At 51.7% G+C, this 18,405-nt stretch carries 11 protein-coding genes; 10 read left to right on the top strand and 1 reads right to left on the bottom strand.

The features are described from left to right. Positions 1-453: 453 nt before the first annotated feature. The 9 genes from rfbC to V476_RS16315 all read left to right on the top strand — a co-directional run bounded on the left by rfbC (position 454) and on the right by V476_RS16315 (position 13,246). Positions 454-999: a dTDP-4-dehydrorhamnose 3,5-epimerase gene (gene rfbC / locus V476_RS16355; RefSeq protein WP_024652611.1), complete on the top strand. Its 546-nt coding sequence runs from the start codon at positions 454-456 to the stop codon at positions 997-999. Continuing rightward, complete coding sequence (locus V476_RS16350; protein WP_003404908.1) at positions 999-1,826, top strand: ABC transporter permease; 828 nt, start codon at positions 999-1,001, stop codon at positions 1,824-1,826. The genes rfbC and V476_RS16350 overlap by 1 nt, the downstream gene beginning before the upstream one ends. Continuing rightward, the gene (locus V476_RS16345) at positions 1,816-3,183 is read left to right on the top strand and encodes an ABC transporter ATP-binding protein (RefSeq protein ID WP_003421678.1); all 1,368 of its coding nucleotides are present in this window, start codon (positions 1,816-1,818) and stop codon (positions 3,181-3,183) included. Before V476_RS16350 ends, V476_RS16345 begins: the two co-directional genes overlap by 11 nt. After that, positions 3,176-7,891: a glycosyltransferase gene (locus V476_RS16340; protein ID WP_024959463.1), complete on the top strand. Its 4,716-nt coding sequence runs from the start codon at positions 3,176-3,178 to the stop codon at positions 7,889-7,891. The genes V476_RS16345 and V476_RS16340 overlap by 8 nt, the downstream gene beginning before the upstream one ends. A gap of 63 nt (positions 7,892-7,954) precedes the next feature. Then, complete coding sequence (locus V476_RS16335; RefSeq protein ID WP_024959462.1) at positions 7,955-9,832, top strand: glycosyltransferase family protein; 1,878 nt, start codon at positions 7,955-7,957, stop codon at positions 9,830-9,832. Between the two features lie 14 nt (positions 9,833-9,846). After that, complete coding sequence (locus tag V476_RS16330; protein ID WP_024959461.1) at positions 9,847-10,950, top strand: DegT/DnrJ/EryC1/StrS family aminotransferase; 1,104 nt, start codon at positions 9,847-9,849, stop codon at positions 10,948-10,950. Beyond that, a complete protein-coding gene (locus tag V476_RS16325) occupies positions 10,947-11,897 on the top strand; it encodes a glycosyltransferase family 2 protein (protein ID WP_024652606.1) in 951 nt (316 codons plus the stop codon). Before V476_RS16330 ends, V476_RS16325 begins: the two co-directional genes overlap by 4 nt. Next, positions 11,884-12,834 carry a WxcM-like domain-containing protein gene (locus tag V476_RS29090; protein WP_024660555.1) on the top strand — a complete coding sequence of 317 codons (951 nt, stop codon included), beginning with the start codon at positions 11,884-11,886 and terminating at the stop codon, positions 12,832-12,834. Before V476_RS16325 ends, V476_RS29090 begins: the two co-directional genes overlap by 14 nt. Positions 12,835-12,841: 7 nt before the next feature. Continuing rightward, entirely contained in the window at positions 12,842-13,246 is a 405-nt protein-coding gene (locus V476_RS16315) for a GtrA family protein (protein ID WP_024652604.1), read from the top strand. Positions 13,247-13,341: 95 nt separating this feature from the next. Here the strand turns inward: V476_RS16315 and V476_RS16310 are convergent, their stop codons facing one another. Beyond that, the gene (locus tag V476_RS16310; protein ID WP_024959460.1) at positions 13,342-15,429 is read right to left on the bottom strand and encodes a glycosyltransferase family 2 protein; all 2,088 of its coding nucleotides are present in this window, start codon (positions 15,427-15,429) and stop codon (positions 13,342-13,344) included. Between the two features lie 1,512 nt (positions 15,430-16,941). On the opposite strand from V476_RS16310, the gene V476_RS16305 reads away from it, so the two are divergent. Further along, on the top strand, positions 16,942-18,405 hold the full coding sequence (locus V476_RS16305; RefSeq protein WP_024959459.1) for a hypothetical protein: 1,464 nt from the start codon (positions 16,942-16,944) through the stop codon (positions 18,403-18,405).

Here is an 18,405-nt window from a genome sequence, read left to right as displayed (position 1 = left end):
CGGTATCAAAAGCGCAAAGAAGCCGGTGTAACCGGGGTGAGCGGAACCAGCCTCGGAAGGTGGGGTCACTTGTACCGCCCAACCAAGGATGACAAGGCTCGAGTCACCCATACGGCCATGAGCTCAGATACCGGACGCGCTTCAATTCGTAAAACCGTCCTGCAATGAAGACCTTGTGTTGCTCATCGTCGGAACCTACGTCGGAAAACTACAAATAGACGATGCATGCCCCGCGCCCCACAGTCATAACAGAACTACCCCCTTATCCAGCGCAGACATTTTCCGCCCAGGTGGACAGCCTATGGGGCACCCGACGCCCATGAGCCTCGATATCGTAAAACGCGTTTTAATGGCGCAATCAAATTCCATGGCGCAGGCTTTTTTCAACACACGCCTGCCCCAGCCAGGGCCTTATGAGCAGACCCTGATGAGCATCCCGGAGATACGTTACCTATGAATGCAACACGCCTCGCCATTCCAGACGTCATCGTATTCGAGCCCAAGACCTTCGGCGACGATCGCGGTTTTTTCTTTGAAAGCTTCAACCAGAAGGCATTCGAAGAGGTCGTTGGACGGCCTGTAACGTTCGTTCAGGACAACCACTCGCGTTCGGTGAAAGGCGTTCTTCGCGGTTTGCATTACCAAATTCAACAGCCACAGGGCAAGCTTGTCCGAGTCACCGTCGGAGAAGTCTTTGACGTTGCGGTCGACCTGCGCAAGAGCTCCCCGACCTTCGGCAAATGGGTGGGACTGCATCTCACCGCCGAAAACAAAAAACAACTGTGGATTCCGGAAGGCTTTGCGCACGGCTTCGTTGTTCTGTCCGAAAGCGCCGAGTTCCTTTACAAGACCACCGATTACTGGGCGCCGGAACATGAACGCAGCCTTGCCTGGAACGACGCCACCGTGGGCATCGACTGGCCATTCGGCGAAGCACCTTCCCTGTCTGCCAAAGATCAGAAAGCCGTCGTATTCGAAGACGCCGAGGTGTTCGCTTAATGAACCCTCATAAAACCCCCTCGGCGGGCCCTTTGCGGCTCGTCAGCAGCCTGTGGACCAATCGCTCATTGATCTCGCAAATGACCAAGCGAGAAGTCATCGGGCGCTACCGTGGCTCGGTGATGGGCCTGGCGTGGTCATTCTTCAACCCGGTGTTGATGCTGGCGGTATATACCTTCGTGTTCTCTGAAATCTTCAGCGCGCGTTGGGTCGGAGTCGACACTGGCAAAGGCGGCTTCGCTATTCTGCTGTTCGTCGGGATGATCGTGCATGGCTTGTTTGCAGAGTGTGCCAACAGAGCACCTTCTTTGGTGATGAGTAACAGCAACTACGTCAAGAAGGTGGTGTTTCCTCTGGAAATTCTGCCGGTTATCACCTTGGGTTCGGCGCTCTTCCACAGTTGCATCAGCCTGATAGTGCTGGTGATCGCACAACTGCTGATCTCGCATACGCTTTTCTGGACGGCGCTGTTGTTCCCGCTGATTCTGGTGCCGCTGATTTTGGGCACACTGGGTATCAGCTGGTTTCTCGCATCCCTGGGCGTTTACTTACGCGATGTCGGCCATGTCATTACGGTTCTGACCACTGTCCTGCTGTTTCTGTCGCCGGTTCTTTACCCGGTGGCGGCGCTTCCTGAGGTCTATCGCCCTTGGCTGCAGATGAACCCGCTTACCTACATTATCGAAGAGAGCCGTAGCGTACTGCTGTTCGGCAACCTCCCTCACTGGGACAGCCTGGGTATCGCCATTGTGATTGGCGCGGTCATTGCTGCCATGGGGTTCTGGTTTTTCCAAAAAACACGTAAAGGATTCGCTGATGTCATCTGATCAACCGGTTATCAGCGTACAAAACGTCTCGAAGTGTTTTTACACGTACGACAAACCACACGACCGCTTGAAGCAAGCACTTGTGCCCAGACTTCAGCGCTGGTCGGGGCAGGAAACCACTACCACCTATGGTAAAGAGTTTTGGGCGCTACGCGACGTCAGCTTCAATGTTGCCAAAGGCGAAACAGTCGGTATCGTCGGCCGTAATGGTTCGGGCAAGTCAACCTTGCTGCAGATCATCTGCGGAACATTGAGCCCGACTGTCGGCGAGATTCACACACGTGGCCGGGTAGCGGCCTTGCTGGAGCTGGGGTCTGGCTTCAACCCCGAGTTTACCGGCCGCGAAAACGTTTATCTGAACGCAGCTGTGCTTGGGCTGACGCGTGACGAAGTGGACGAGCGCTTTGACGCGATCGCCGGCTTTGCCGACATAGGCGAATTCCTCGATCAGCCGGTCAAGTCCTACTCGAGCGGCATGGCCGTACGCCTGGCGTTTGCAGTCCAGGCCCAGGTCGATCCGGAAATCCTTGTCGTGGATGAGGCACTTTCCGTTGGCGATGCACGATTCCAGGCCAAGTGCTTCGAACGCCTCAGGCAGCTAAAAGAAAATGGCACCAGCATCCTGCTGGTCACGCACTCCAGCGAACAAGTGGTCACCCACTGTAATCGCGCGATTTTGCTGGAAAAGAGCAGGATCGAAATGATTGGCGAATCACGCCCGGTCATCAACCGCTACACTGACCTTCTGTTCGGGCGTGAAAAGAGCGCTCTCACCGACAAGAGCCTGGACCTCGCCGAAGCAGAACGAGTGGAAACCGCCCCAGTCGAAACCGACAAGATAGCGCTGCGTTTTGATGAAGACGTATACGCCAGCAGGCCTGGTTACAACCCCCATGAGTACCGCTGGGGGGATGGAGCTGCAACACTGCTCGACTTCCATATGAATGCATCGGGTAGGGAGTTTCCCAACAGCGTTGAATCAGGCGAGGAAATCGTTCTTGATCTGGCCCTGCAATTCAATCGCACTGTGGTCAACCCGATTATCGGCTTTACGATCAAGACCAAAGAGGGTGTGACCGTTTATGGCACTAACTCTTACATGCAGGATTGCGAGGGCACAGGCCTGATAGGCAGCGCTGGCAAACAGGCAAAAGCGCGAGTGAAATTCAGAAACGCGCTGGCGACCGGTGATTACTTCATTTCCATCGGTATCGCCTCTCGGCAAAGTGAAGACATCGTGCCTCACGACCGGCGCTACGATTCGATACATTTCGTCGTAGAACCTACTCCGAAGCTTCTGGGCTTGATAGACCTGGGCGCCTCCATGGAAATTGAACCGGTACTTGTTGATGTTTGAGCTTGATAAATACGGCTATAACCTGGATGCGGACACAGGTGTCTGGGTGCGTTCCGATTACCAGGGCATCGCCTACAGCGATGGCGATAACTCCGAGAACGAACTGGCAAAAATCGTACGTGAGGCGAAGGATGTATCAGTACTGTCCAGCGAGCTTCCGCAATATTGCACCGATTGGCCGAAGCTTTATCACCTGACCTCCAGCCGTGGAAATATCTTTCGCCCCTTCGAGAGCCTTATCAAAGGCAAATCAATTCTTGAAATAGGTGCCGGATGCGGCGCAATCAGCCGTTACCTCGGCGAAGCAGGCGCCACGGTTCTGTCTTTAGAGGGTAGCCCGCGCCGCGCCGCGATTGCTTCCAGCAGAACCAGAGATCTGGATAACGTTACGGTACTGGCCGAACGTTTTGACGATTTCAAGCTTGATCAGCAGTTCGACGTCGTAACACTCATCGGCGTTCTTGAATACGCCAGTATGTTCAGCGCAGATGCCGACCCAGCCTTCGGCATGTTGAATCGCGTTCGAAAACTGCTGAAGCCCGACGGCCATTTGTTTATCGCCATCGAAAATCAGCTCGGCCTGAAATATTTTGCAGGCGCGCCGGAAGATCATGTCGGCGTCGCCATGTATGGCATCGAAGGACGATATGTAGATCGGCAGCCGAAAACATTTGGCCGTAAAGAGCTACAAGCGCTTATTGCCCGCGCAGGGTTCATGGCGTCGGACTTCCTATCGCCCTACCCCGATTACAAGATTCCGAACTCGATCATTACTGAAAGCGGCTTCAGGTCTCAAGACTTCGACGCGGCTGCGCTGGCCTGCCAGAACACTCGTAAAGATCCACAACTACCTGCTAGCACGACGTTCAACCTGGAAAGAGCCTGGCCCGTTGTCATTGATAACCATCTGGGTATGGACCTCGCCAACTCTTTCCTCGTCGTCGCTTCATGCAAGCCGGAACAGGTAGTGCCAGGTAATACCCTTGCGTACCACTACAGCACGGGGCGCAATGCCGAATATTGTAAAGCGACCGTGTTCGTCGAGACACCAGAAGGTATCGAGGTTCGCTACCACCGCCTTAGTGACAATCCGGTTCCGGAAAGCCCGGAAGATGCGCATCGGTTCATTCTGCCGGACGCTCATGGTTACGCCAAAGGCTCGCTGCTCAGCCTGAAATTCTATGAAGCTGCGTCAACTCACAACTGGGACGTGGCCACCTTCACACCGTATCTTTCACTGTATGTAAACAGCCTCAAACAGCTGCTTGCATCAGAAGGCCATGATCTTGCACTTGATCATGTAGACGAACGTCTGCCAGGCCACTATATCGATGCCGTTGCACAGAACATCATCCTTGATAGCGAAGGCCAGCCGCACCTGATAGACATCGAATGGGAAATGGTCGAAGGTGTGGAGCTGGGGCATTTGCTGATGCGTGGTTTGCTGCTGCTGATTGCCAGCGCAGTTCCGTTCCATCCCACAGCAACCATGATCAGCAGGCGCGACTTCATCATTCAATTGATGGCCAGCGTCGGCCTGACTGTGACGGATCAAGACCTCAATCGCTTTGCCGCGCTGGAAGCCATCTTCCAGGAAAGAGTCACCGGTCGTGAAGCTGCCAGCTTTCTGAATTGGGCGCCCGATGCGACGATCCAGAAAACAGGTTCGCAACCGAACGAAGTGCCTAAACGGGCGACGCTTTATCTGGGCGATGCTGCAGGCGCGTTCTCTGAAGACCGGACGAAAAACCAGCGTGTTCATGATGGTTTTCAGACGGTTATTTTCGACGTCCCCGCTTCAGCCCGGTGCGCCTCGTTACGTTTCGATCCAACGAACGTCAGACAGTCATTTTCGATCAGCGTCATCAAGGTCTATAGCGCGAACTCAGAACTGTGGGCGTGGCACGATAATACGCATGCCCCCCTTGCCGCCGCAGGTATCACAGCATTTTCCAGCGATGCCAATGGCACGTTGTTCATGGCGCTCAATGATGATCCGCACGTGATGTTACCTGCCGATCTCAATATGCTGATTACCGGTAAATCATTCAAAGTCCAGATATCGTTCACCTTGCTCACAGAAGGTCAGGTCGCTGAACGACTTCTTCAACAGGAAGAAGAGCTCAAACAGGCACTTGAAACGACGGCGGATCAGAACCTCAAGGAACACTCGGCGCTGGAAGCGATCGAGGCGGCAAATCTGGCCGAGCAAGAGAGCCATCGCCAGGCATTGGCTCACATAGAAAATGAAAACCTGTCCATTCAGGAAAGCCATCGCCTGGAAGTGATGGAGCTCGATGCCGCACACGCGACGCTTCAGGAAAGTTGTCGTCTGGCCGTCCAGGAACTCGAGGCTGCGAATGCTGCACTTCAGGAGAGTCATAGCCAGGTGCTGGCGACTCTTGAAGCTGAAAGGCTGGCTGCGCAAGAAGCTCACCAGCAAGAGCGGGAGGATCTGGAAGCTCAAAACCTCGCTCTGCAGGAAAATCTTCGATTCAAGTTAATCGAGGTCGAAGGCGAGCGTTTGGCAGCGCTGGACGCTCACCACACCGCGATCAGGGAGCTTGAAGCCGAAAATCTGTCCTTGAAAGAAAGCCATCACCGGGCACTGACAAGCCTTGAAACGGAAACGCTGGCTCTGAAACAGAACCAGCGCCGTGAACTGACGGGGCTTGAAAGCAAAAACCTGACGTTGTTGGAGAATCATCGGCTTGAGCTGGAAGCCAAAGATACTCATATTCATAACCTGAATCTGAATATCATCTCTATGCAGTCCTCTTATAGCTGGCTGGTAACAGCGCCACTCAGGAAAGTGACAAGGACGCTTTACAGAGCGAAAAGCAACATCACCTCGCTACCGATGATCATTCGACGCGGTGGTGGTTTGCTCAGCACCGCCAAGAAAGCCTACCAGGTATGGCAGGTGCGGGGGCTTGCTGGCGTCATTGCTCAAGCACGATGGGCCAAAGGTGACGCAGCGCAAGCGTTGCACGGCAACAGGCATGATTACGTACTCTGGGTTCAGAAGTACGACACCCTGGACGATGCAAAAATCAGTCGTATCAACGACGACATCGTTGGTTGGGGTGACGGGCCGGTTATCTCCATCATCATGCCCGTCTACAACCCGCCGCTGGAGTTACTGCGTGAAGCGGTAGAAAGTGTCTGCGCCCAGTTATATCCGCGTTGGGAGCTTTGCCTGGCTGACGACGCCTCGACTGATCAGGGCGTGATCGACTACCTGACGTCTCTGAGCGCTCAGGATGAGCGGATCAAAGTCGTCTTCCGCGAACACAACGGACATATATCCGCGGCCAGCAACTCGGCCCTGGAGGTCGCCACGGGCGAATTCGTCGCGTTGATGGATAACGATGACTTGCTGCCAAGGCATGCGCTCTACTGGGTGGCACGCACCATTCGCGAGAATCCGGACGCGGGGCTCATCTACTCCGATGAAGACAAGATCAGCACAGACGGTACGCGCAGCTCGCCTCACTTCAAGTCAGACTGGAATGAGTTCCTGTTCCGCTCACAGAATATGGTTTGCCACCTGGGCGCCTATCGTCGAGATCTTGTCAACGAAGTCGGGCAATTCCGGGTCGGCTTTGAAGGTGCACAGGATTATGACCTGGCATTGCGCTGCGTAGAAAAGCTTGAGCGAAACCAGATTATTCATATCCCGCGCGTGCTCTACCACTGGCGCATACACTCCGGCAGCACAGCCATGGCGGGTGACGAAAAGCCTTATGCAGCACTGGCCGGAGTCAAGGCACTGGATGAGCACCTGCAACGTCAAGGGGACGTCGGCGTTGCCGAGCTCTCCTCTCTGGGCATGTACCGTGTTCACTACAAGCTCCCGGCTTCCCAGCCGCTGGTCAGCCTGGTAATCCCGACTCGAAATGCCCATGCACTGGTCAAACAGTGCATCGACAGTATCAAGCGACTCACTACGTACACGCATTACGAAATCATTCTGATCGACAACGGCTCTGATGAGCCAGAATCGCTTGAGTATTTTGCTCTGCTTGATCAGGAAGAGAACATTCGCGTCATGCGCGATGAAGGTCCATTCAATTACTCTGCACTCAATAATGCGGCCGTACGCATTGCGAATGGCGAACTGATCGGACTTATCAATAACGATATTGAGGTCATCTCGCCGGAGTGGCTGAGCGAGATGGTATCGATAGCACTGCAACCGGGTGTGGGCGCCGTGGGTGCGCGTCTCTGGTATCCAGATGACCGCTTGCAGCACGGCGGCGTTATCACCGGCCTGGGTGGGGTAGCAGGTCATTCCCACAAGAATCTGCCTAAAGGCGCACCTGGCTATTTTTGCAGGGCGGAGCTGATTCAGGAGCTGTCAGCGGTGACGGCGGCCTGCCTGATTATCAGAAAATCGACTTTTGAACAGGTCGGTGGTCTGGAAGAGGAGCATTTGAAAATTGCCTTCAACGACGTGGACTTCTGCCTGAAAGTCAAAGAGGCAGGCTATGTAAACGTCTGGACGCCTTTTGCAGAGCTCTACCATCACGAGTCCGCCACGCGTGGGCTGGAAGACACACCGCAAAAACAGGCACGCTTCACGAAAGAAATCGAATACATCAAGTCGCGTTGGCCTGATATTCAAGCTGACTATGCCTATAGTCCGAACCTGACGCTGGATTATGAAGATTTTAGTATGGCGTGGCCTCCGAGGATCATTAATTGATCGACTTCAGGTGCACATTACTGAATCAAAAAACAAGGAAAACCAGAAGCCTAGGAGCTTTGCGTGCCTGAGAACACTATTCATCATAACGACACAGAAATATCAAAACCCCGCTACCAATTGATTTTAGCTGTCGTCTACTTTTTCGTCCTGATCCTATGGTCGATTGGTATCTCGTTCCACGGCGGACCTGATGAGTCAACGCACTTTTTTTTATTAGAATACCTCAAGACATTTCATGAGTTACCTAGCGCTGCGGAACCATTACAGCCATTTACCGGTAACCTTTCCGGTTATACATGGCACCCCGGAGAGTTCTGGTACCACGGCTTGCCCTTTCCTCATGTGATAGGCGCAATGATCAGCTCTTACGGACTAAGCTGGTTACTACCAGATGATTTGGCGTATCTTTCAGCACGGTGCTTCAACTGGATACTCGGCGCAGTATTTATCTGCGCATTGTACCGAATCGCGCACAGAGCTGGAATGACGGAAAAAAGTGCAGCTTTTTGCGCACTCATCATAGCCCTCATCCCTCAAGTATCTTTCGTATTCTCGTACTTCAATAGTGACGCCTATGGACTCACCAGTATTGCACTGCTTTTAAGCAGTCTTATGGGGTATGTAAAAAGGCCGACAAAGTACAGTGCGATTTGTTTCGGCATTGCACTCGGCCTGATGTTCCTGGCAAAACTTTACTTTCTTCCCGCCCTCGTTTTTGCTGGTGTTATGCTCATTGCCTATCGTTATAGCGGAGAGCGTAAAGTCACACAACTCCTTCCATTTGCGTCATTGATAGCTGTGCTTATCTCAGCCCCTATGCTTGTAATTACCTACATCAAGTACGGCGAAATTACCGGGATTTCAGGCCAATTAGAATTTGTCGCGATGCATAAGCTCAGCCCGGCACAAGGTTTTGGAACATGCTATATAAGGTGTCCGGATCACTTGTTCGACATGACGACGATCGTGCCATGGTTAAGCCTGGCTACGAAGAGTTATTTCTCGGTCACGGGCTGGATGAATGTATACATACCCGATTCCTATTACATGGGAGCTGCTTTCCTTCTGATATTAGTCACACTGACTGCAATCTTCCAGACGGCTCGCGCCTGCGCTTTGCCAGACAAGAAAAAACTTATACTGGACAAACTGCTTCCTCTGATCATGATTCTTGGCTTATTTCCATCAATCATAATCCTTAGCCTGATTGCCTCTCAAAACACCCTACCTCAGCCTCAGGGTCGATATCTCTTCGTCACCATACCTTTCCTCGCATTCATTATTGCGATCGCAACTACAACGTATACTAGCAACCTAACATCAGCCTCTTTAGCGCGAGCTGAAAAATCTCGTCAATTCCACATGAAGTGGCTGTTTTTAGTTACCGTATGGATGGCGTGGACTAATCTTGTTGCTTGGAGCGCAAATACCTTAAGCCAGCCTAATCTTCAGAAGTCAGCCATTGGTAGACCTTTGTCTGAAGCTGTACAAGAGACAAGCGGTTCAATCCATTCAACTGATGCTTTCATCAGGGCCCCCGAGTTGCCGAAACGTCTCTTTGTAGAGGGTGATGAGTTTTCTCTAAGAGCGCCTGTTTCGCCAGCGACTCCAAGGGGCAACATCGACGTTATACGCCAGACTTCAGACGGTTTATTCATAAGAGGCTGGAGCTATATTGAACCCCATGATGGAGTACCTCTATATATAATCGCCGTAAAAGGAGGTAAAATTGCAGGTGCTCTCAATATTGAAGGTAAAAGGCAGGATGTCGCCGAAGCCATTGGGGATAAATCAGCGCTCCGTACCGGTTACGAAGGGATCATTCTGCCGCCATCTCCAGCCGACAAGTGCGACCTGAAGCTATACACTGTCAGCTCTTCATTTAAAATTTTCGCAATGCCTGATGTATGCGAGTTCATCAGCCGTTCGTCTCATTGATCATGGAACCCCCAATGGAAAATATTCCGCTTTTCTCGGCCATCAAAGCTAACGCAGGACTTGATTTCGCGACTCCGTTGAAGGCCGTGCTGGACAGCCACTGGTACGTTTTAGGTAACGAAGTGAAGCTGTTCGAGGAAGAGTTTGCCGCCTACGTAGGTGTGCAGCATTGCATCAGCGTGGCTAACGGTTCGGACGCATTGGAACTCGCCCTCAAAGGCCTGGACGTTGTTGTAGGCGACCGGGTTGTCGCCGTGGCAAATGCAGGCTTCTATGGCAGTACAGCGATCCACGCAGTAGGCGCAACGCCTGTTTATGCAGATGTCGATCCTGGAACATTGACCCTTTGCAAAAACTCTCTGGAAACTGTAATTGCCAAGGAAAAGCCGGCGGCCATCATCGTTACGCACTTGTACGGTCAACTGGCGAACATCGAAGAGATCGTTCAGATCGCTTCCGCAGCAGGCATTCCGGTTCTTGAAGATTGCGCGCAATCCCACGGCGCTCGACGCAATGGCAAGCAAGCAGGCAGCTTTGGCACCATCGCCTGCTTCAGCTTCTACCCGACTAAAAACCTGGGCGCTCTCGGTGACGGCGGCGCAGTAGTTACCGGTGATGACGCTCTGGCCTCACGTATCCGCCAGCTTCGGCAGTATGGCTGGGACCAGAAATATCGCGTTGCAATCCCGGGTGGCCGCAACAGCCGCCTGGACGAGATGCAAGCGGCAATTCTGCGTATCAAATTGCCGCATCTGGACACCTGGAACGAACAGCGCCGCTCCATCGCCAAGCGCTATAACGAAGCGTTCGCGGGACTGGATATCGAGCTTCCATCCTCGGTTTCGGATGATTACGTCGCCCATCTATATGTGATTCGCGCGAAAGATCGGGCGGCTCTGGCTGCGGCACTCAAAGAGAAGTCAGTCAGTACGGATATTCACTACCCCATCGCCGACCATAAACAACCAGCGTACTCATCTGCGCCGTCCGTCGCTCTGGACGTGACCGAGCGTACATGTGATACCGTCATCTCCCTCCCCTGCTTCCCGGGCCTGAGTGACGACGAGGTTGAACGCGTCATCGCAGCGGTCACTGCGCACTTTTCCAAGGAGATATGACTTTGCTGACGTTGGTCATTCCCGTCTATCGCAACGAGAGCAATCTTCCCGACTTGCTCGTCGCTGTGACGGCGCTTGATAAGCAGCTCGGACACGACCTGGAAGTTGTGTTCGTTGTGGATGGCAGCCCTGACCGCTGTTACGAACTACTCAGGGAACAACTACCGGCACAATCGTTCAAGTCCAAGCTGATCCTGCTGTCCAGAAACTTCGGATCATTCATGGCGATCCGCACGGGCTTACAGCATGGCACTGGCGACCGTTTTGCGGTAATGGCTGCAGATCTTCAAGAGCCGCCGGAACTGGTTCTGGAAATGAATACGGTACTGATGCGCGGCGATATCGACGTTGTGGTTGGTGTACGTGAAGGTCGTCAGGACCCATGGGCAACGCGGACTGCTTCAAAGATTTTCTGGGGCTTTTACCGTCGCTATGTCATCCCTGAAATACCGCCAGGCGGCGTTGATATGTTCGCCTGCAACAAGGCTTTTCGGGATACTCTGCTGACTCTTGAAGAGCGTCACAGCTCTCTCATCGCGCAGATCTTCTGGATGGGCTATCGCCGCGAAGTAGTTACCTATACCCGGCAGGAACGGGTTCACGGTACGTCTGCATGGACGCTGCGTAAAAAAGTCAATTACCTGATGGACAGCGTATTCTCCTTCACGGATATGCCTATACGTATATTGACCCGCGTCGGCGCGTTCGGCTCTACATTTGCGGCGCTGTTCGGTGTGTTCACACTCATCGCCAAGCTCGAAGGCAGAATTGAAGTACCCGGCTACGCAATGATCATGCTGGCCATCACCTTCCTCGGCTGTTTGAACCTGCTGGGATTGGGCATCGTCGGTTCTTATGCATGGCGCACTTACGAAAATACAAAGAATAGACCCTTGGCCATCCCGATGCGGATCGAGGGATTTGGAGAAACACATGAGCAGCGCTAAGGATTTCTTTGTTCACAGCCATGCGCTGTGCGAGTCCGAGAATATCGGGAAAGATTCGCGTGTATGGGCGTTCGCGCATATCCTGCCAGGCGCACGCCTGGGCAGCGAGTGCAACGTGTGCGATAACGTTTTCATCGAAAACGACGTTATCATCGGCGATCGCGTGACGCTGAAATGCGGTGTACAGGTATGGGACGGCATTACCATTGAAGACGATGTCTTCATCGGTCCTAACGCCACATTTACCAATGACCTGTTCCCACGCAGCAAAGTCTATCCACAGAGTTTCGCGCGTACCATTATCAGAAAAGGCGCCTCACTGGGTGCTAACTGCACGATTCTTCCGGGCATTACCATCGGCATCAACGCCATGGTCGGCGCAGGTGCTGTCGTGACCCGCTCTGTACCGCCTAACGCTATAGTCGTAGGTAACCCGGCCAAGATCATTGGTTACGTGGACGCCAAGCCTGTCAACGCCAGTAGCGAGACACGCCCGGAAAAGGCTGCGCCAGGCGTAACCGCCACGTCAGTGAAGAACGTAACCTTGCACACCATGAATGAAGTCGCGGATATTCGCGGTAGTTTGTCGGCGGGCGAATTCGAGCGTTCGGTACCCTTCAAGTCCGAACGTTACTTCTTGGTCTACGACGTACCGACCGCCGAGACCCGGGGCGAACACGCGCACCGTATCTGTCACCAGTTTCTGGTGGCAGTGAAGGGCTCGGTTCATGTTGTAGCGGATGATGGTGTCAATCGTGAAGAGTTTATTCTCGACAAGCCGAATCAGGGCATCCACCTGCCACCGATGACCTGGGGTATTCAGTATCGCTATTCACAGGATGCCGTACTGTTGGTGTTTGCATCGCATTACTATGATGCCGGGGACTACATTCGTAACTACGAAGAATTCAAATCCCTGATCGCAAACGCTGAATAACGGCACCATGATGAATCGGGCTTTTTCAAAATTCTTAAAACAGGATTTTGCTCGATTCCTGATGTCAGGCGGTTTCAACACCGCCTTGACCTATGGAATCTATCTCATTCTGTTGATGTTCCTGTCCTATAAAATCAGTTACACGATTTCTTATGTGACCGGAATATTGCTGGCCTATGTTCTGAATCGATTCTTTGTCTTCAAGAGCCATCAGGGCCTGCGTTCTGTGATCCTGCTGCCGCTTATTTACGCGATTCAGTATTGCTTGAGTCTGGTCATACTCTGGTGCTGGGTCGAAAAGCTGCAGTTTGACGAAAGACTTGCGCCTTTGGCCGCTATTGCATTAACTCTGCCTGTGACGTTCATCCTGTCAAAACTTGCGTTCGCCGCCAAGGCCGAGAAGAGCCAGTAACCTGCATGGTTACGCGGGACAAACGTCTTGCTTGATCAGTATGAGGCAGGTGTCGGTGACCACCGACACCTGCCTCAACCATAGCTCTTAGCAGGCTACATGCCACCCGCCAAATCAGTAACACGTGGTGGGAACGCTACCGAAAAGTCTTCTGCAGATATAGTCAGGTTAGGGTTGTAGTAAGGGTCGTGCTTTATAATCGCACGCCACTTGTTCTGCATGTACTCGACTTCACTAATAAACCGCTTAATTTTTTCAGGCGTATCCTCAAAGCCACGCGTCGCCGACTCATGATGGTAAAGGTCTGCATTTGGGGTCCAGATATTCTGATACCCGGCCTGCATGATCTTCAGGCACAAGTCCACATCATTGAAGGCAATCTTCAGATCCTTGGCGTTGAGCCCGCCTACTTCCTGGAAGACTGATTTTTTAACGACCAAACACGCTGCTGTCACCGCAGACATCCCCTGAATCAGAGATGCCCTTCCGAAATAGCCGTGGTGCCCCCTGGGCAGCATTTTATGAGCGTGCCCGGCGAGAGTGAGTGGCCCCATGATGACGCCACCATGCTGTAGCCGCTCATCGGGATACCACAACCGTGCACCAATAGCTCCAGCGTTAGGCTGCAACGCCAGGGACACCATTTCATCCAGCCACTCAGGATTGATGACTTCGATATCGTTGTTGATCAACCCGATAAGCTCACCCTTGGCGTGCTCTACCGCGTTGTTATTCAGTGCGGAGTAGTTGAATTCACCATCGTCACGAAGCACGGTGACACCCGTCAGGCGTGAGAGCATCTCGAAATACTGCAGCGACTGCGGATCATCAGAACCGTTATCAACCAGAATGATTTCGTAGTTGGGATAAAGCGTCTTGTGACGAATACTCTCAATGCATTGCTTCACCAACGCGTAAGCGTTCCGCGTCGGAATGATCAAACTCACCAAAGGCTTCACAGCAGGCAAGTCGTAATGAACACGGTACATGCCAAAATCCAGTAGCTCGGCATGCCCGGCTATTCCAGATCTTTTCAGGTGTTCATCAAGTGCCTTTTGCCCGGCATTTTGTGCATAGGGCTTTTCATCGGTGGACATTGCAGTGCTGCCTGCATGCATGCGCCAATGATAAAGTACGCGAGGGATATGAATGATCTGGGCAGCCTCGACTTGCTCAACGCAACGAAGCGCCAGATCATAATCCTGGGATCCTTCCATACCGATCCGAAACCCCCCGACTCTATCAACGAGTTCTTTCCGGTACACGCCAAGATGGCTGATCATGTTGTGCGAGCGGAAGAGGTAAGGGTTCCAGTCGGTTTTAAAATAGGGAGCCGATCTGATGCCCTGCTCGTCTATCTTGTCTTCATCCGAATAAATTACAGCCGCATCAGGATGGTTATTGATTGTTTTGGCCACCCAGAACAAGGCGTGCTCAGGAAGCGTGTCATCGTTATCCATCAGGACAATGAACTCACCTGTTGCGACGTCGAGTGCAGAATTGCTGGCCTTCGAAATGTGACCATTCTGTTCACGATAGGTGACTTTTATCCGGTGGTCTGATTTGACACTCTGTTCAAGAAACAGCCGAACACGGTGATCGGTTGACGCATCGTCGGCTATGCACAATTCCCAGTTGAAATAAACTTGGGTTTTTATGCTTTCGATGGCTTCTCTCAGCATGTCGATAGGCGGATTGTAAACAGGCATGATGATCGACAGCAGCGGCTTGGTTTTCCAAGCTCCCATTTCCTCATACATGCAAAGGCGATCAATATCGTCAATGGTGTCAAACTCTTCGACCCATTGCGTGTACGTATTGACATGCTCTGGCACGTGTTCAGAGTGAATGAGCTCTGTCTCTTCTGGCTCCACGGTATGCGGAAGCGAGCCATGTGCAGGAAATGGCGCAGCTGCCTGCTCTCCGCCGCGCGCGCGTCGAATGGCAGCAACTATTTTTCTAAGCGGAGATGTTATCTTCCAGCTGGTCGAGCCTTGTAGCTCCATAATGGTCAGGTTCAAATTATGGATATGCGTATCTCGCTCGATCAAAGCCGCCGTGAACACTGCTTCCTTTCTTGCCAGTTTTTGCTGCTCTAAAACCAGCTCTCGCTGCAGCTTCTCTATGGCAGCAGAAGATTGCTTTTTCTGAAGCGAGTTCTCGTGGCGGAGACGCTTAAGCATGACTCGATGACCTCGTAATTTCTTTAAATTCTTCCGAATACACCACGTTGCTCTTACGGCAAGACGGTCACTCGCACTCCTTTCGACACTCCGTATATTACACGACTTGTCTGTGACGGTTTAGCTTCTGGCATCACTTCAACACTATGTCAACTATTCACAGGCGTCCTCATCAAGCCGGCACATGCTGACTTCGAAGACATGAGCCCTGAGGATTCGTAGGCATCTACCTCGTATTGCAGGCAGATTCGCCATCGCCAGCCCAAAATGACGCCCAATATCAAGCATAACCATGACAGGATACGTTTATGCAGGTGCAAAAAAAAGAAATTTGGGCGGCCGTCCGACGGAGTCATCTGCCTCACCACACAGAGCCCCGACATGCCATCCATCTAGATTTCAGCTCCTCCCATCTTGGACGGCGTGGGAGCTGGCGACTCCACTGCCCTTTAGGTATCGGACAGGAATTAGCTCCTTTGGCAAAAAAAATGACTTAGCAGTCTGATTTAGACCATGGATTACCCGAGAAGCTACATGTCTTTGGGAGACGCAAAAGTCGAAAACTGGAAAGAACCGAGTTACACGTGGAGCATGTTTATCGTCGATCGCCAGTGCGCAAGTGACAACAACGAAAAATCAGATTCGAGCATAGATATATGAACCCCAGACTGGACGACGATAAACTAGAGGTCAGAAAAAGTCCGCACCGTATACGGCCAAGATAAAAGGCTAATGACAATTGAGCTCATGATCATTGCAATACCTTCAAATTCTTCCCAGACCACGTCCAGAATGAGACTTAAACTTCCTAGCACTACTTACCTTTAGATACGAAATCTGCGAAGAATCAACAACCTTTTAACCCCAACCTGTCGACGGCGGTGATCAACATCCCTCAAAACAGCACGATTCCCATAGCGAGCAAACTGCACCCCACTCCGAATCGTCACGTTAACGTCGTTCCATTCTACAAATCGCCCTGAACGCATTTTTGCGAAAACACATCAGCCTGTCATGACCGATCAGCTGAGATCACTTAGGCAACCGAACTAATCGTGCACGAGCAGCCTGATTGACCAGCGTGGTATTGAGATCTGTCAGGTTTTGAAACAACTTTGCTCCATAAGACGAGATTTACTGTACAACGGTGAAACACCGATCATTTTCAGATCGGCATCTACCAGTAATATTTTGGAACAATAGAGCGCAGCTGTACCGGAGTCTGAAAAATCAAGACGAGAAATACTTCTTTCCAACTTGCCGCTGAAGCAGGCATTATCCACCCCATTGTACCGTGCACATTTCCGTCAGAGACCATGACTTGGTCAGCCAATGCGGCCGGATAGCTTGCTCGCCAACCTCTGTGAGCGAGGCGGACGAAGGGTACGTAACACTTTTGGATTTACTACGTTCGCGCATAATTAGGAAGTTTTCTGGCAGCGCCAGCTTTCGCATATTTAGCAGATCGTAGCCATCGTCAGATACCACTATAAAAAAAAACAACGGAGCCACATGAAACAACTCACTTACAGCAAGTCGTTTTTACAGCATGTTCGAGAAGGATTACTTGTCAGGCGTCAAGAAGTTGCTGCCTTTATGGCGATCGCTTTGACTTTCATGATTCTTCATAAAATCATGGGCGTGGCTGCATTCCCTTGGGACGCTGGTTATTATTGGAATTTGAGCAAAGTAGAACATCTGTTCAATTTTCCTCATACCATCCGGGGATACTTCTACCCAGCCTTGCTCGCACCAGCCAGATACCTCTCTGACACGTTTACGGTACTTGGATACAGTCCATTTAGAATTACCTCGTCTTTGGTATACGCCTATTTCTTTGCCATTCTTCTTCCAGGGTTTTATCTGAGGGTATTTGGTGGGCAGGTTTCGTTCCTGCGTCGAATGATCATCCCAATGCTCGTAGCAATTTTATTTCCTGGCGTAATCGCCTATCCCTTGAGCGATCTACCAGCATTGGCAATGATGGTCGGCTCATCGTTCTGCATGCTTTCTTCCGCTGCTACAACCTCTCGCTTGAAACGTTTCACATTATTAGTACTGTCAGGTTTCCTTGCATATGGGGCCTACAACACGCGTACCATTTATCTGTTCCCTGCTGCCCTATTGGCACTAGGCGCAGTATTCATTATTTATGACAAGCACTCAGTACCTACTAAGATCTCTGTACTCTTGATTTTTTTATCAGGCGCGTTGATCGCAGCCATACCACAGACGGCCATCAACTTAAAACACCACGAAATCCTAACCCCATTCGTTATAACTTCGCCCGCCGCATTAGTGAAAACCTCACCAACACAATCATTGTTCGTTAGCCAATTACTTTGGGGCATTACGCTGCAGCGTTACGAAACCTCGGTGGATACAGCATCGCCTGGCCCAGCCGTCTTTTATATGGACAGCGCTGGTGAGCGCTTCTTTGCCGACAAGAACATCGGTAGTGAACCGTTTGAACTGAGCACCTATTTCAAGCTACTTCTGCAAAACCCGCTGGACTTTTTAGGGATTTATGGTAGACACATCATCAATGGTCTCGATTTGCGCGACGGCGAAGTGTATACGATAGGGCAGTCAAGAGACAGGAACACCCTTGCCCTCTTCAACTTCCTCATTATATTTTCTGGCCTGCTAATCATCAGCATATCTATCGCGGCGCAACGTGCAACGACTGGCGAAAGGGTGAAAACTGTCTTTTGGGCGTTGACGTGTTTATTGCCGACAATTGCCATAATTCCATCGGCAGTGGAGACACGATTCTTCCTCGCACTGCACCTTGCCTTCTATTGTGCAATTGCGTTTACCAGCGACCTTGGCTCAGTAAAGAATTTGCTGCGCCAGCATGGGGTCTTAATCGGTGCCGCACTGGGAGTATCAGCAATTCTGTTTTTCTCTGTCACCACTACAACAATGACAGATCCGAAATATGTTTACTCCGATCTCTATAGAGGCAACTGGTAA

The sequence above is a fragment of the Pseudomonas syringae KCTC 12500 genome, assembly GCF_000507185.2.
GTDB lineage: Bacteria > Pseudomonadota > Gammaproteobacteria > Pseudomonadales > Pseudomonadaceae > Aquipseudomonas > Aquipseudomonas syringae.
The sequence above is the reverse complement of the archived record's forward strand: the minus strand, read 5'-3'. Positions and strand labels throughout refer to the sequence as shown.